15 protein-coding genes are annotated in these 14,046 nt (G+C 37.3%); all 15 read left to right on the plus strand.

Annotated features, from left to right (window positions below):
* Nucleotides 1–155 precede the first annotated feature (155 nt).
* Nucleotides 156–758: a ComF family protein gene (locus CLO1100_RS00420; protein ID WP_242836648.1), complete on the plus strand. Its 603-nt coding sequence runs from the start codon at nt 156–158 to the stop codon at nt 756–758.
* Nucleotides 759–809: 51 nt separating this feature from the next.
* A complete protein-coding gene (locus CLO1100_RS00425) occupies nt 810–1,223 on the plus strand; it encodes a MerR family transcriptional regulator (protein ID WP_014311786.1) in 414 nt (137 codons plus the stop codon).
* Between the two features lie 185 nt (nt 1,224–1,408).
* Nucleotides 1,409–1,696, plus strand: a complete 288-nt coding sequence (locus CLO1100_RS00430; RefSeq protein ID WP_014311787.1) for a flagellar biosynthesis anti-sigma factor FlgM — start codon at nt 1,409–1,411, stop codon at nt 1,694–1,696.
* A 45-nt stretch (nt 1,697–1,741) separates the two neighbouring features.
* On the plus strand, nt 1,742–2,242 hold the full coding sequence (locus tag CLO1100_RS00435; RefSeq protein WP_014311788.1) for a flagellar protein FlgN: 501 nt from the start codon (nt 1,742–1,744) through the stop codon (nt 2,240–2,242).
* Nucleotides 2,243–2,275: 33 nt separating this feature from the next.
* Nucleotides 2,276–4,399: a flagellar hook-associated protein FlgK gene (flgK, locus tag CLO1100_RS00440; protein ID WP_014311789.1), complete on the plus strand. Its 2,124-nt coding sequence runs from the start codon at nt 2,276–2,278 to the stop codon at nt 4,397–4,399.
* Between the two features lie 31 nt (nt 4,400–4,430).
* Entirely contained in the window at nt 4,431–6,065 is a 1,635-nt protein-coding gene (gene flgK / locus CLO1100_RS00445) for a flagellar hook-associated protein FlgK (protein ID WP_014311790.1), read from the plus strand.
* 3 nt (nt 6,066–6,068) lie between these two features.
* On the plus strand, nt 6,069–6,998 hold the full coding sequence (flgL, locus tag CLO1100_RS00450; RefSeq protein WP_014311791.1) for a flagellar hook-associated protein FlgL: 930 nt from the start codon (nt 6,069–6,071) through the stop codon (nt 6,996–6,998).
* 33 nt (nt 6,999–7,031) lie between these two features.
* On the plus strand, nt 7,032–7,613 hold the full coding sequence (locus tag CLO1100_RS00455; protein ID WP_014311792.1) for a DUF6470 family protein: 582 nt from the start codon (nt 7,032–7,034) through the stop codon (nt 7,611–7,613).
* 83 nt (nt 7,614–7,696) lie between these two features.
* Nucleotides 7,697–8,143, plus strand: a complete 447-nt coding sequence (gene fliW / locus CLO1100_RS00460; RefSeq protein ID WP_014311793.1) for a flagellar assembly protein FliW — start codon at nt 7,697–7,699, stop codon at nt 8,141–8,143.
* A 1-nt stretch (nt 8,144) separates the two neighbouring features.
* Nucleotides 8,145–8,363 carry a carbon storage regulator CsrA gene (gene csrA, locus CLO1100_RS00465; protein ID WP_014311794.1) on the plus strand — a complete coding sequence of 73 codons (219 nt, stop codon included), beginning with the start codon at nt 8,145–8,147 and terminating at the stop codon, nt 8,361–8,363.
* 182 nt (nt 8,364–8,545) lie between these two features.
* Nucleotides 8,546–9,370 carry a flagellin gene (locus CLO1100_RS00470; RefSeq protein ID WP_014311795.1) on the plus strand — a complete coding sequence of 275 codons (825 nt, stop codon included), beginning with the start codon at nt 8,546–8,548 and terminating at the stop codon, nt 9,368–9,370.
* A 97-nt stretch (nt 9,371–9,467) separates the two neighbouring features.
* Entirely contained in the window at nt 9,468–10,712 is a 1,245-nt protein-coding gene (fliB, locus tag CLO1100_RS00475; RefSeq protein ID WP_014311796.1) for a flagellin lysine-N-methylase, read from the plus strand.
* Nucleotides 10,713–10,808: 96 nt separating this feature from the next.
* Nucleotides 10,809–11,198 (plus strand): flagellar protein FlaG, encoded by a 390-nt coding sequence (locus CLO1100_RS00480; RefSeq protein WP_014311797.1) that lies wholly within the window; start codon nt 10,809–10,811, stop codon nt 11,196–11,198.
* A 4-nt stretch (nt 11,199–11,202) separates the two neighbouring features.
* Entirely contained in the window at nt 11,203–13,551 is a 2,349-nt protein-coding gene (gene fliD, locus CLO1100_RS00485; RefSeq protein WP_014311798.1) for a flagellar filament capping protein FliD, read from the plus strand.
* A 31-nt stretch (nt 13,552–13,582) separates the two neighbouring features.
* Nucleotides 13,583–13,987: a flagellar export chaperone FliS gene (gene fliS / locus CLO1100_RS00490; protein ID WP_014311799.1), complete on the plus strand. Its 405-nt coding sequence runs from the start codon at nt 13,583–13,585 to the stop codon at nt 13,985–13,987.
* The last annotated feature ends 59 nt before the right edge of the window (nt 13,988–14,046 follow it).

A 14,046-nucleotide genomic window follows, 5' to 3' on the forward strand; every position in this document is an offset into this window, starting at 1 on the left:
ATAAATTGGTTTGTTGCACAAAAATGAAAAATGATGTAATATTAAGATATACTGTAATTTTCTATTAAAAATAGAGGGAGGAAAGTATTATAGCATTTATCGAATATATCTTTCCTCCGAGGTGTGCACTCTGCAACACTATTTTGAAGGCAGGAGTGCCGATATATATTTGTGAGAAATGTGTCGGGGAGATAGACTATTATAAAAATTCAATCCTATCATTAAATCTTCCCGTAGGAATACAAAATTATTGTGATGGTATACTCTGTGTAGGCAGATATTCAGATTTTCTGAAAGAGGCTGTGAGAAGGTTTAAATTCAGTAATAAGTCATCATATTACCGAACGTTTGGAAAGTTATTAGCTTTGAAAATAGAAAATACACGGCAATTAGTCAGTTTTGACATTATTGTTCCCGTTCCATTACATAAAAGCAGACAGAAGCAGAGAGGCTACAATCAAGCAGAGCTGATGGCAGAGCAGATTGCTAAAACATTAAAGATACCATGTGGGAAAAATCTTTTAATCAAGAGTTCTGCGACAAAGAGCCAAAGTATGCTAAAAAGAACCGAACGGTTATTAAATCTCGAAGATGCATTTATGGCTGTTAATGATGGATTAATAGCCAACAAAAACATATTATTAATTGATGATATTGTGACAACAGGGAGTACTGTTAATCAATGTTGTAAGGCACTAAAGCAGGCTGGTGCCGAAAGGGTTATAGCGGGGGTTATTGCAACTACCAGAAATTATTGATACTGGGTTTTCAGCTTCAATTTGAGTATAATTGTTTGGGGAGGGATAGACATGCCAGATTTAAGAAACTGCAGAAGATGTGGCAGAATGTATAATTATATTGGCGGGGCTCCAATTTGTCAGGACTGTAAGAATGCCGATGAAGAAGTCTTTAAAAAGGTTAAGGATTATTTGTATGATAATCCAGGTGCAACACTATCACAGGTAGCTTTAGAGGTTGATGTGAGTGTTGAAAAGATAAAGTTGTTTTTGAAAGAAGGACGGCTGGAAATTACGGATGATTCCAACATAATTCTTGAGTGCGAAAGATGCGGAAAATCTATAAAGACAGGAAGATTTTGCAGGGAATGTCAGAATGAAGTCAGCGGTGATCTTGAAAAGACAACTAGAACAATTCAGCCGGATACTTCGGAGCAATTGAGGGCGAATGGCATTGGAATGAGATATTTAAACAAAAAAATATAAAAACTAACTTACTGCGAGGGTGTAATAATACCCTCGTTTTTTAATGCCTAAAATTACTTTAGATTTATTTACAATTTAAAATTATATTTACAAATAAAAAGCAATACTAAATAAATTCGATAATCTGTCGATAATATTTATATAGGTTGGATTTTATTGTGCACTTTAGAAAGTAGGTGTTTTAGATGAAGATTTCAGGTGACGTTTACAATGTTTCAAAGGTATACAACACTCAGAACCATGTAGGAGCTGTTAACCAGGTGAACTCTGTCAAACCCAAAAAGGATGTTATATCTATTTCGGATAATGCAAAGGATCATCAGGTTGTATTCAAGGCCCTCAAAGAGGTTCCTGATGTTAGGCAGAACAAGATAGATGAGTTTAAAGAGGTGTACCATTCCGGAACATACAATGTAAGCGGACAGGAAATTGTAGAGAAGCTTGGAAAAGCGATGATAGACAAGAAGGCATAAAGAGAGTCTATCTAATGGGAATGCTAAAGTTCGGAGGTACTGTAAATGGATACAGGATTACTAAAAGAGTTAACGGACATTCTTAACAAGGAAAACGATATCTACGATACATTCTTAAAGCTATCAAACAATAAGACAGATTTAATTGTGAGCGGTAATGTTAGTGAGCTTGAAAATATTGTTAAGATTGAGCAATCACTGATTATTAAGATAGCAAAATTGGAAGACCAAAGAGAAAAGATTGTTGAATCCTTGTCCACAGTCCTTGGTAAAAACCCTGAGGAAATAACAATATCGGAGCTAACCTTGTGTTTAGGACAGAAGGAAGCTGCGGAGCTTAAAGAATGTCAGGAAAAAATACTTAATAGTATAAACGGTTTGAAAGTTAATAATGAGCTTAATTCAAAACTTATAAAAAATTCTCTGGAGTATATTGATTTTTCTATAAATATGATGACAAGCGTAGGGACTGTTACAAACAGTTATGGCAGCTCAGGAAACGCAGACGAGGTAAAAAAGAGAAACTTGTTTGACGTAAAGCTTTAATCAGACAGAACAATGTTTTAGGGGGACAGCAAAATGGCTGTAGGATTTTCCAGTTATGAAATAGCACGATCCGGATTGAAGGTTAGTGAGAGAGGATTGTTTGTTACAGGACACAACCTTTCAAATGTTCACACACCAGGGTTTACTCGGCAACAGGCGATTATCGAGACAAATCCTTATATTACCGAGTATGGTAAGAATGGTAAATTATTTCAATATGGGTTGGGTGCCGATATTCAGGAAACAAGGCAGATCAGGCATACGTTTCTGGATATAGTATACAGACAGGAAAATACAATTCAGGGCTACTGGGACACTAGAAGCAAGGCATTTCAAGATGTAGAAGCTATTCTGAATGACCCTATGGGTGATGGCTTACAGGGAGTTATGAATAAATTCTGGGACTCTTGGCAGGAACTGAGTAAGGAGCCTGAGAGTCTCACTGCCAGAGCGATGGTAAGACAGAGAGGGCAGGAACTGGTATATTATTATAACCATATCGGGAATCAGTTGGATAAACAGCAAACCGATCTTAATTCGGAGATTCAGGTTCGTGTTAATGAGGTTAATAATATCACAAGTCAGATAGCAAAGCTGAACACACAAATAGCTGCACAGGAAATAAACGGCGATAAGGCCAATGACTATAGAGACCAAAGAAACCTTTTACTGGACAGACTCTCAATCCTTTGTGATGCAGAAGTAAATGAGATGCAGGACGGCCAGATGGATGTAACCCTTGGTGGTTACTATCTGGTTACCCGCGGACAGTCAAAGAATCTTTATGTTCACACAAATGCAGAAGACGGCGAGTTTTTCTATCCAAAGCTTGAAGGTACTGATATAAAGGTAAACATAAAGAGCGGAATTTTGAAGGGACTAATGGAAGCCAGAGGAGAGGTTCCCGGCATTAAGGGAAGCACTGAAAATGGGACTCCAAATTATAAGGCTGATATAACCTTTGCAATTGATGTGTCAGCGGGGAACGATTTTGATACCTTAAAAGATTCATTATCAACATATATAAACGAACTAAAACAGTCCGGTCTGGACTATAATATAAGATTTATAACCATGGGGAGCACGTCCAGTGTTTATGCAAAAACCTATGATAACAGCAATATTGATAGTATGCTAACCGATTTGACGGCGGATAATTTATTAGAAGCGGATGGTACAGTCGATGGTAGTTTTAAAGGGCTAATTGATAAATTAGCTGCCTTAAATAATGCTCCAAACGGATTCCGGGAGGATGCAAAGAAATATACTTATGTATTTACAAATAAGAGTATAAACGGGAATAGCGGAGCAGCTGACACATTCATCGGGGACGCTGCAAACTATGTGAACAGCCTGAGAGATATGAATATGAAGGTAAATGTAGTAACAGACCCCGCTTATTATACCAACGGGGTACCTGACGCTGCAAGTAATCCTGAGGCCGGATGGTCAATTATCACATCAGGAACTGGCGGAAGCTTGGTTGATATAAATAGTGATTTGACAGGCTATGAGGGCATGCTTAAAGGCTGGAACGATAATTTGGTTCAGACAGTTAAAGATGCACTTGGAAATATACCTCCATCATTAAATATAGTATCTGATGTAAAAATTAAGTTAAATGCAATGTTGAATAGAATGGTTAACGAAATAAACGCTCTGCAGATGTCAGGTATGACTTTGGATGGTAAACCGGGTGTAGCATTCTTCGGAGTGATAGACAGTAACTATCCAATAGAGATGGGAAACCTTAAGTTAAGTGATGAATTGTTGAGTGATAACGGATTAAACAATATAACAGCGTCAAAGACAACTGCAAAAGGTGATAATACAGTAGCTAGGCAGATTGCTAACCTGAGGGATGTAGATATACTGGTTAATAGTACTGGAAAAGTAAGTATTGACGAATATTACAGAAACCTTATTCTTGAAATTGGAAACGGCGGCATGGAGGCCGACAGGATCGCCACCAGTCAGGCAACGGTTGTAAATGCGGTTGATGCTCAACGTAATGCAATTTCGGGAGTATCTATGGATGAAGAAATGTCAAACATGATGAAGTATAAGTTTGCATATGATGCTTCTTCTAGAGTGCTTAATATAATGGACTCAATGATGGAAACTATTATTACATCAATGGGTAAGGTAGGAAGATAAGTATATTAAACAAAGAAATGGGTGAGATGAAATGCAGCAAAGCTTTTTTGGTTTGAATGTCGCACTAAGCGGACTTTACACAGCACAAAGAAATCTGGATGTTGTAGGGCACAACCTTTCAAATGCAACAACACCTGGATACTCCAGGCAGCAGTCCATACAAAGTGCATCCAATCCTTTGGCAGTTATGGATGGAACAGGTATGGTCGGTACTGGATCACAGGTAACCGGTGTACAGAGAATCCGTGATACTTATCTGGATTTCAAGTATTGGAGCGAAAATGTAGCCAACGGAGAATGGAGCAAGAAGGCTGAGCTTATGGGTGAAATTCAAGTTACTTTTAACGAACCATCCAACAGCGGATTTGTTAAAATAATGGATGGCTTTTTTGATTCATTACAGGAACTGTCAAAAGACCCTTCGAGTGGGGCTGCACGTGCATTAGTTGTTCAAAAGGCTACGACATTGACAAAATATTTTAACAATACAGCCACTCATTTTGAGCAGTTTCAAAATGATATAAATGATCAGGTTAAAACTGACGTTGATCAGATTAATATAATTGCTTCCCAAATTCAGCTTTTAAACAAGCAGATTTATAACTATGAGCTTACAGGCGGTACGGCCAATGACTTAAGGGATTCAAGGACCCTGTTGGTTGACCAGCTTTCAAAGCTTGCAAATATACAGGCCAAAGAAATTTCTTACGGCAAGCTTCCAAATGGAGATGATGATATACATTTCCAGATTACATTGGGAGGCAAAACACTGGTAGATCATTTCAGTGCAACTAAACTTACCGTAATTCAGAGAAATACAAAACTTAATGAAGAAGATATCGGAAATCTTTATGATATAAAATGGGAGGACGGTAACAGCGTAAACATTTCAGGGGGCGAACTTCGTGGATTGCTGGATGTAAGAGACGGTAAGGATGGTATAGACGGTACTCCAATATATAAAGGAGTTCCTTACTACCAGAGAAAACTGAATGAATTTGTCCGTACATTTGCGATAGCCTTTAATGAGGGCTATACAAAAATAGATTCGGGATATGCCCATACCGGTGTAGGGCACATTGACGGGTACGGCTACGATGCCAATTTAACAGATACTACTCCTGCACCTACTGACATAAGATTCTTCTCGATGTTAGGCGTGGGGGATACACCTATAAGTAGTGCGGACTTAATAGCGGGGGTTACTGTGGGCAAAACAGATCCTGATTATATAAATCAAGTTGCCGCACAGTATGACCAAATAACTGCAAAGAACTTTAGCGTCAGCAGTGACATAATAAATAATGCAAATAATATTGCTACATCTGATGCAGATGGTCAAAACGGAAATACCAATATTTTGAAAAAATTAATGGGCATCAGAGCAAACCAAAGTCTTTTCAAGGAAGGTGCTCCCGAAGATTTTATGAAGTCGTTGGTGGCAGGTATGGGTATAGATGCACAACAGGCTGAGACCTTTGCCAAAACTCAGGAGACCTTAGTTAAGCAAGTTGATAACAGAAGAATGTCAGTATCCGGGGTAAACCTAAACGAAGAAATGACAAATATGGTTAAATTCCAGCAGTCATATAATGCAGCAGCCAGAATGATAGTAACTATGGGTGAAATATATGATACACTTATTAATAAGTTAGGAGTGGGCTAAAATATGAGAATAACAAATAACATGCTGATTTCAAATATGCTAACGGCCTTGGGAAATAACGAAAGCCGTATGATAAAGTATCAGAACCAATTGAATACCGGTAAGAAAATTCAGCTCCCATCTGATGACCCTATCGTTGCTGCCAGAGCATTGAAATTGAGAACAGATGTCTCAAAGATTGAGCAGTACCAAAAAAATCTGGGGGATGCACAATCCTGGGTGGACGCTACGGATGCCGCTCTGGCTCAAATCGGAGATGTACTAAAGCGTGCTAAGGAACTTGCTACTCAAGCTGCAAACGGTACAAACTCCTCAACAGAGACCGGAGATATAGGTCAGGAAATGAAACAATTGAAAATACAGCTTGTGCATATTGCTAACACAACCTATAGCGGAAGATATATGTTTTCGGGATTTAAAACAGATCAAAAATTAATTAACGACGATGAAACCAGCCCTGATTTTGGGAAATTTGAAATTGATGTTGATACGGTAACGGAAAAAATTCAGTTTGAGATTGGTGCAGGTGACAATATAAATATAAATGTTGCCGGAGGAGATATTTTTAATAGTGGGGGAGATGCAGTTGACGGGGCTGAACCTGCATTGATGGCGCTTTTCTCTGGTGTTATAGCTGATTTGGAATCAGGAAATAACGCAGGAGTAAGTAGCAAGCTGGATCAGTTTGATGTACAGGTTAATAACCTCTTAAGAGTCAGGGCTGATATCGGTGCAAGACAGAATAGAATTGATTTGTCAGCAGATAGAATGAGCAATGATCTGGTTAATATGACAGATCTGATGAGCAAGAATGAGGATGCTGACCCTGCAGAGACAATTATGAATCTGAAAATGGAGGAAAATGTTTATCAGGCTTCATTGGCTGGAGGAGCAAGAATTATACAACAAACACTGGTGGATTTCCTAAGGTAATTTAAAAGAGTGTGATACAAGGATGTGAGATGTATGGGACTTTCTATCCAAACGACACCCGCAAAAATCTCTATTGAGACAGTTGATTGCAGAATAGAACGTAAAAGTGCGAGGGCAAGGTTAGAGCTAAAACAAAAGCCGCCAGTTGTTAATATTAAGACTGAATTGCCAAGGGTTTTGATTGACCAATATGAATGTTTTGCCGAAGAGGGACTGAAAAATAATTTTGATTTGCTTAAAGAGCAGACAGATTATGCATACCGACATGTTATGGAGTATATTGCCAGGGTATCACAGGACGGAGATGCAATGGCTAAAATCGGGAAAAAGGCAAATATAATGATTGATATTGCCCAAAGAAATTCCGTTACTACCCATGAATTCGGTATGGTTACAATGCCGATGTCAAGGCCTAAAATAGAAGCCGTCGGCGGAACTGTAGAATTTGACCCGGAACCAATTAATGATATTGGAATGAGAAACGGGGTAATAGGAACGTACATTCCAGCTCAAACGGATTTCAATTACACTCCTGGGAAAGTTAATACAAGAGTGGAATCATACGGCTCAATAGAAATTAAATATACAGGCAATAATGTAGATAGTTATATTTAGGCATTATTGCCTTTTTACTTATCCACAAAAGCTCGTCTGAGAGGTATAATAAGCTAAATAGAAAATATTTTGGAGGAGTAAATATGTTTGTAAAAACAACACACTTTGGTGAAATTGAAATAAAAGATGAGGATATAATTGAATTTGGTGAAGGTATTGTTGGATTTGAGGATATATACAGGTATGGGATTATCAAAAATCAGGATTCTGAGTCGCCCTTCAGTTGGATTCAGGCCATAGAAAAACCAGAGCTTGCATTTGCAGTGGTGGATCCTTTTGCCATAAAGAAAGACTATGATTTTATATTGAAGGATGAATATGTTAAGGCATTGGAAATAGAAGACCCTTCACAGGTTATTGTATTTGCAATTGTAGTGGTTCCGGAGGATTTGAAAAAAATGAGTATGAACCTTAAAGCTCCTGTGATTGTGAATAAAGAAAATAGAAAAGCGGCACAGGTAATATTGGATACAGATGAGTATTCGGTCAGACATTATATAATGGATGAACTCCAGAAACAGGAGGTGTAGCATGCTGGTATTATCAAGGAAAAAAGACCAGTCACTAATGATAGGCAATGATATTGAGCTTACAATCATAGAGATACAGGGCGATCAGGTTAAAATCGGTTTGAAGGCACCTAAACACGTATCCATATACCGTAAGGAGTTATACCTTGAAATACAGGAAGAAAACAAAAAGGCCGCCACTGCAGAAATTGTGGAACTTGATTCCATATTTAAAAAGTAGCATTTAGAGCAAAAAAGTTTAAAGTTTTTTGATTTTAACTATAAAGTATTTTTAAAAAAGTACGATATATTAATTAAGCAGGAAGGCCATACGTTGTATACCGGCCGGATACTCCGAGGGCAGACCTGCATACCATTCGGGAAAGGAATCCCGGAAATATATAATCATGGAGGATTTATATTATGAGAATTAATCACAATATTGCTGCAATGAACACTTACCGTCAGTTGACAAATAACACAGGTGCAACTAGTAAGTCATTAGAAAAGTTATCATCAGGCCTTCGTATCAACCGTGCTGGTGATGATGCTGCAGGTTTGGCAATCAGTGAAAAGATGAGAGGTCAAATCAGAGGTTTGGATCAAGCATCAAGAAACTCACAGGACGGTATCTCATTGATACAGACTGGTGAAGGTGCACTGGCTACAGTTAGTAGCATACTTGTTCGTGTTAAGGAGCTTGCTACACAGGCTGCAAACGGAACTTACGATGAAACTAACGACTTAACTAGAATTACAGAAGAAGTAACAGAGCTTGCAAATCAGATAACTGATATAAAAGATAATACAAAGTTCAATGGTATATCCTTATTGAATAATGATACAGGGATAACATTGCAGGTTGGACAGGAATCTGCACAGACGTTGAAAGTTGATACTAGTAAAACTAATCTGACAACTCTTGCTGCTGCAGTTGCAGCTTATCCAGCGGCTTGGACTACTTCAGCTGCTGCAAGTACTGCTATTGATGGCATTGAAACCCAAATTAACAATGTAAGTGCAATGCGTTCTTACTTTGGAGCAAATCAGAACAGATTAGAATACAATATCAACAATCTGGATACTTATTCCGAGAATTTGTCTGCTTCTGAATCACGTATCCGTGACGTAGATATGGCTAAGGAAATGATGGAATTCACAAAGCAGAATATTCTGTCACAGGCAGCTCAGTCAATGCTTGCTCAGGCGAATCAGCAGCCACAGGGTGTTCTTCAATTACTCAGGTAATAATTTTTCTGCAACTGACGAAGAGCCGGGGGATATATGCCTCTGGCTCTTTATTTTTACATTTATTCGGAATTACTTTTTGCCTTTGGAGGTAACTATGACAGAAAAAAAGAAAGTATTTCTCACCCCGCAATATTTTAGAAAATTTAAATGTATCGGCTCTGAATGTGAGGATTCCTGCTGTAAAGGTTGGAGGGTTAATATTGACAAGGAAACTTATAAAAAGTATAGAAGCGTTCAAAATAATGAATTAAGGCCTCTGTTAGATAAGTATGTAAGTCGTGAAAGAAAAAATGGTGGAGACCTTGAGACTTATGCAAAAATTAAGATGCTTGATGAAGAAGCCAGATGTCCTTTTCTCAACGATAAAAAGCTATGCAGGATACAACTTCAATATGGTGAAGGATATCTTTCAAAAGTCTGTACAACTTACCCTAGGTCTGGAAATAAAGTGGACAATACAATTGAAATGGTTACCTCTCTGTCCTGTCCGGCTGCGGCGAGATTGGCCCTCTTGAATCCTGAAATCATGGAGTTTGATGAATACGAAGATGTTTCATATTCATGGATAGTGGGAACCTTTGAATTAAACACACAGGACAAACAGTTGGTTAATAGACCAATAAAATATTTTTGGGATATCAGGATATTTACCATAGATATTTTGCAGAACAGAAAATATCTATTATGGGAAAGGCTCATTATTCTAGGCCTCTTTATAGAAAAGCTAAACCAATGTGTGAATGAAAATAAAATAGATGATATACCCAATATAATACAATCCTATAATAAGATGATAGAAGAAGGAACATTTAAAGGAGTTCTTGATTCTATACCGGTTGATTGTACAGTTCAATTGCAGCTTATTAAGGATATTATTGATATTCGTGTAAACAGGGGAGTTCTTAATAAAATATATTTGGAATGTTATGAAAAATTCCTAAAAGGAATTAATTATACTGAAGAAGCAACTAAGGAAGAAATTAAAGATAACTACCAGAAGGCGTTTGAAGAATATTACAAACCGTATATGGATAATCATGAATATATACTGGAAAATTATCTTGTTAATTATGTATTTGCAAGATTATTTCCGTTTACCGACGGTTCAGTTTTTGATGCATATATCATGTTGGTTTTACATTATGCGATTATAAAGGTTCATTTGATTGGAATGGCAGGATATAATAAGGGTCTTAATGAAGAGATTATAATAAGACTTATATCCACATTTACTAAAATTGTTGATCATAATACCGTTTTTCTCAAAGATATTGCAAAGCAGTTAAGTGAGAAGAATTACAATACTCTGGCATATATGACTATTATAATAAAAAATTAATATTTATATAGAAAAATATAGCTGCCCCCAAAAACTGCTAAATACATACTTGCTTTTTTCCGATAAAATAAGCAGAAGAGTTTTGGAGGTGCAGGTATGAAAATAGATAGCAATGAATTAATGAGTAATAGTATCAGTTCAAAAAGCAGTAACACAGATATTCAAAAAATAATAAGTACAATAGGCAAACCCGATCGGATGTTGACAGCGACAAAGTCGATATCCCAAATAACTGATTATGATAAAGACAACATGCCTGTCTCTGAGAGAGTAGTTATCGAAGCGATACAGAAAGCAAACAAGGCGATTTCCGGCGGGAATAGAAGATTCGAATTTTCTATTCATGAAAAAACAAATGAGATAGTTGTAAAGGTGTTTGACTCAGATACAAATGAACTGATTCGTGAGATTCCTAACGAAAAGGTTTTGGATATGGTAGCAAAAATATGTGAGATGGCTGGCATATTAGTTGACGAAAGAAGGTAGAGATATGAATTTTAACAGTTCCTCAAGCACAAGCGGATTGCAGGGCACTACAAATTACTCAAGACTGACCGGAATGATATCAGGTTTTGATACTGATGCTTTGGTCAAGGCAGCGCTTTCAAAGGATCAGGCGAGAATTGATAAGATAAAGCAAAGCAGAGAGTTGAATATGTGGATGATTGATTCTTATAGAGATGTAACATCATCACTGCAGAGCTTTTATAATCAATTTTTCGATAATGTTACATCAACCACTAGCTTGAAATTGACATCAACATTTTCCAGTTACACTGCTGCTTTGGTTGCAGGTAGTCCTTCTGATGTTATCAGTGTAACGGCAGTAGGGGGAGCTAAAGCTGGAATATACTCATTATCAAATATTGTTGCAGCAACCTATGCTCGTATATCGACGGGGGCAAATGTAACTAATACTGTTGAGACAGGTGTGATTTCTCAGGCAGATTTAGATACAATAAAAAGTTCCAGCTATAATAATATTTTTAGAATAACCCTCAATGGTAAAACAGTAGATACAACACTGGATAATGACTCCGGTCAAATTTCCAGTGTAGATGATTTGGTTTCTCAACTCCAAAGTAAATTAAACAATGCATTTGGAACGGATTCTTTAGGGAATGGTAAAATAAAAGTGGAAAATAATGGTGGTAGACTTAAATTTACTACCCTTAGAAACACGGATACTTTTTCAATAGGTACTGTAAATAATGAAGGAGCAGGTAAATTATTCAGCACAGTACCCTCAGGTACTACCCCTTTTGAATTAAATGGGGGTAATAATCAGTTTGACCTCACTATTGGTACTACTAAAAAAACTATTACCGTACAGCCGTTGGCCGGAAACTCAACTTTTACAACTGCAGATGATTTAAAAGCTGCCATTCAGAATGGAATTGATGCTGCCTTCGGAGCAGGTTCGGGCGTAACGGCAGATATAAATAATGGGAAAGTTGTACTTAAATCTGACGCTGGTGTTAATTTTTATACAGGGTATACACCTAATGGGGCTACTAATGCAATACTTCAGATTGATAGCTCCAATACCTCAAATAAGGTTGATTTAAATGCAAAGCTGTCAAATATAGGTACAGGCTTTACAATTGACCCATTTAAAAATTCCGATGGGACATCAATTAAAAATGCAGATGGTACTTTTTCAAATAATATAGAATTTACAATAACAAGTTCTAAGGGAACCTCCACCTTTTCATTTGACCCTGCGACTACATCAATAAATGATATAATAAGAAAAGTAAATATGGACACTACAGCGAATGCTACCATGACCTATGATATTACGACTAATAGCTTTAAAATACAGGCAAAAGATTCAGGTGCTACCTCCAAGCTTGATATAGTGGATACATCAGGAGGGTTCATGTCATCACTTGGGATTGCCGGTACAGGTGCTGTCGGAAGTGATGCAAGTGTGACAGTGACAGGTGAGGACGGAACCTCCATGACAATAGTAAGGCCCAATAATTCATTTACCTATGCCGGACTTACATTTAATATCTCTAAGGATATGCCAGCAGGTGCAGATCCAATAAAAGTAACCGTTGCAAGTGATACAAGTAAAACCTTTAATACTATTAAAAGTTTTGTAGACCAATATAATGCCTTAATTGATAAGTTAAATTCAAAGATAAGTGAGAAAAAAGATCGTAGTTATATGCCATTAACTGAGAATCAAAAGGCATCAATGACAACTGATCAGATAGAAAAGTGGGAAGCAAAAGCTAAAACAGGATTGCTCCATGGTAATACTGATATACAGAATACATTAGACAGATTAAGATCCGCTTTATATGATTCAGTAGAGGGTGTCGGTATAAGTTTATATTCTATAGGTATAACTACATCGAAAGATTATAAGCAAAAGGGTAAACTTGTATTAGTTGATGATGGAGCGAAATTGAAGGAAGCACTGGCTAATAATCCGGAGGAGGTTACCAATCTGTTTACCGCAGCTTCGGACAAGAGCTATTATGATGCTTCGGGTGACTCTGCAATCAAAAAAGAAAGGTATAAAGAATCAGGTCTTGCAGATAGGTTTTCCGATATTATACAGGATGCTATTAGTACAAGACCTAATGCCAAGGGCAATACGGGTTCCTTAATAATAAAAGCCGGCCAGGTCGGTGATGTATCAGAATACACTAATTCCCTAATAAAGGAGATTACGGGCTTTGATAAAACAATAGCTGATTTAAATGTAAAGCTCACTTCCAAGGAAAATACACTATATGCAAAGTATGCAAACATGGAAAAGATGCTAAGCCAGATGAGTTCACAATCTAACTGGCTTGCATCCCAATTCAGTTCTGGACAATAAATAGAGACTAGAGAACAGCAGGAGGTTGCTAATGATGGTAAACAACGGTTATAATCAATATAAAGAAAATTCAGTATACACGGCTACTCCAGAGGAACTGACTCTGATGTTGTATAATGGTTTGGTTAAATTCATTATGCTGGCACAGAGTGCTATTGACGAGAAGAACATTGAAAGAGCCAATAACTCAATTATTCGTGCACAGGATATAGTCAGGGAATTTCAGGTGACCTTGGATATGAAATACGAAGTATCCAAACATCTAGATAGCATATATGATTACATGTACAGAAGATTGATTCAGGCAAATATAAAAAAAGATAAAGACATTCTGGAAGAAGTACTGGCAATGGCAAAAGATCTCAGAGATACATGGACACAGGCTATGAAGCTTTCAAAACGGAATGTTTCATCCACGGATCAGATTGCAAGGTAAGTATTGAATAGTTAAAAGCACCTCGCACACAATCAGAGATTTAGTGCGAGGTGTATTTA

The sequence above is a fragment of the Clostridium sp. BNL1100 genome, assembly GCF_000244875.1.
Lineage (GTDB): Bacteria > Bacillota > Clostridia > Acetivibrionales > DSM-1351 > Ruminiclostridium.

Bases quoted from the DNA above. Each gene is read 5' to 3' on its own strand.
- fliW (WP_014311793.1), top strand. From the start codon at position 7,697: ATGTTTGTAAAAACAACACACTTTGGTGAAATTGAAATAAAAGATGAG.
- fliD (WP_014311798.1), top strand. From the start codon at position 11,203: ATGAATTTTAACAGTTCCTCAAGCACAAGCGGATTGCAGGGCACTACA.
- csrA (WP_014311794.1), top strand. From the start codon at position 8,145: ATGCTGGTATTATCAAGGAAAAAAGACCAGTCACTAATGATAGGCAAT.
- CLO1100_RS00425 (WP_014311786.1), top strand. From the start codon at position 810: ATGCCAGATTTAAGAAACTGCAGAAGATGTGGCAGAATGTATAATTAT.
- fliS (WP_014311799.1), top strand. From the start codon at position 13,583: ATGATGGTAAACAACGGTTATAATCAATATAAAGAAAATTCAGTATAC.
- CLO1100_RS00470 (WP_014311795.1), top strand. From the start codon at position 8,546: ATGAGAATTAATCACAATATTGCTGCAATGAACACTTACCGTCAGTTG.
- flgK (WP_014311789.1), top strand. From the start codon at position 2,276: ATGGCTGTAGGATTTTCCAGTTATGAAATAGCACGATCCGGATTGAAG.
- flgL (WP_014311791.1), top strand. From the start codon at position 6,069: ATGAGAATAACAAATAACATGCTGATTTCAAATATGCTAACGGCCTTG.
- flgK (WP_014311790.1), top strand. From the start codon at position 4,431: ATGCAGCAAAGCTTTTTTGGTTTGAATGTCGCACTAAGCGGACTTTAC.
- CLO1100_RS00430 (WP_014311787.1), top strand. From the start codon at position 1,409: ATGAAGATTTCAGGTGACGTTTACAATGTTTCAAAGGTATACAACACT.
- CLO1100_RS00480 (WP_014311797.1), top strand. From the start codon at position 10,809: ATGAAAATAGATAGCAATGAATTAATGAGTAATAGTATCAGTTCAAAA.
- CLO1100_RS00455 (WP_014311792.1), top strand. From the start codon at position 7,032: ATGGGACTTTCTATCCAAACGACACCCGCAAAAATCTCTATTGAGACA.
- CLO1100_RS00435 (WP_014311788.1), top strand. From the start codon at position 1,742: ATGGATACAGGATTACTAAAAGAGTTAACGGACATTCTTAACAAGGAA.
- fliB (WP_014311796.1), top strand. From the start codon at position 9,468: ATGACAGAAAAAAAGAAAGTATTTCTCACCCCGCAATATTTTAGAAAA.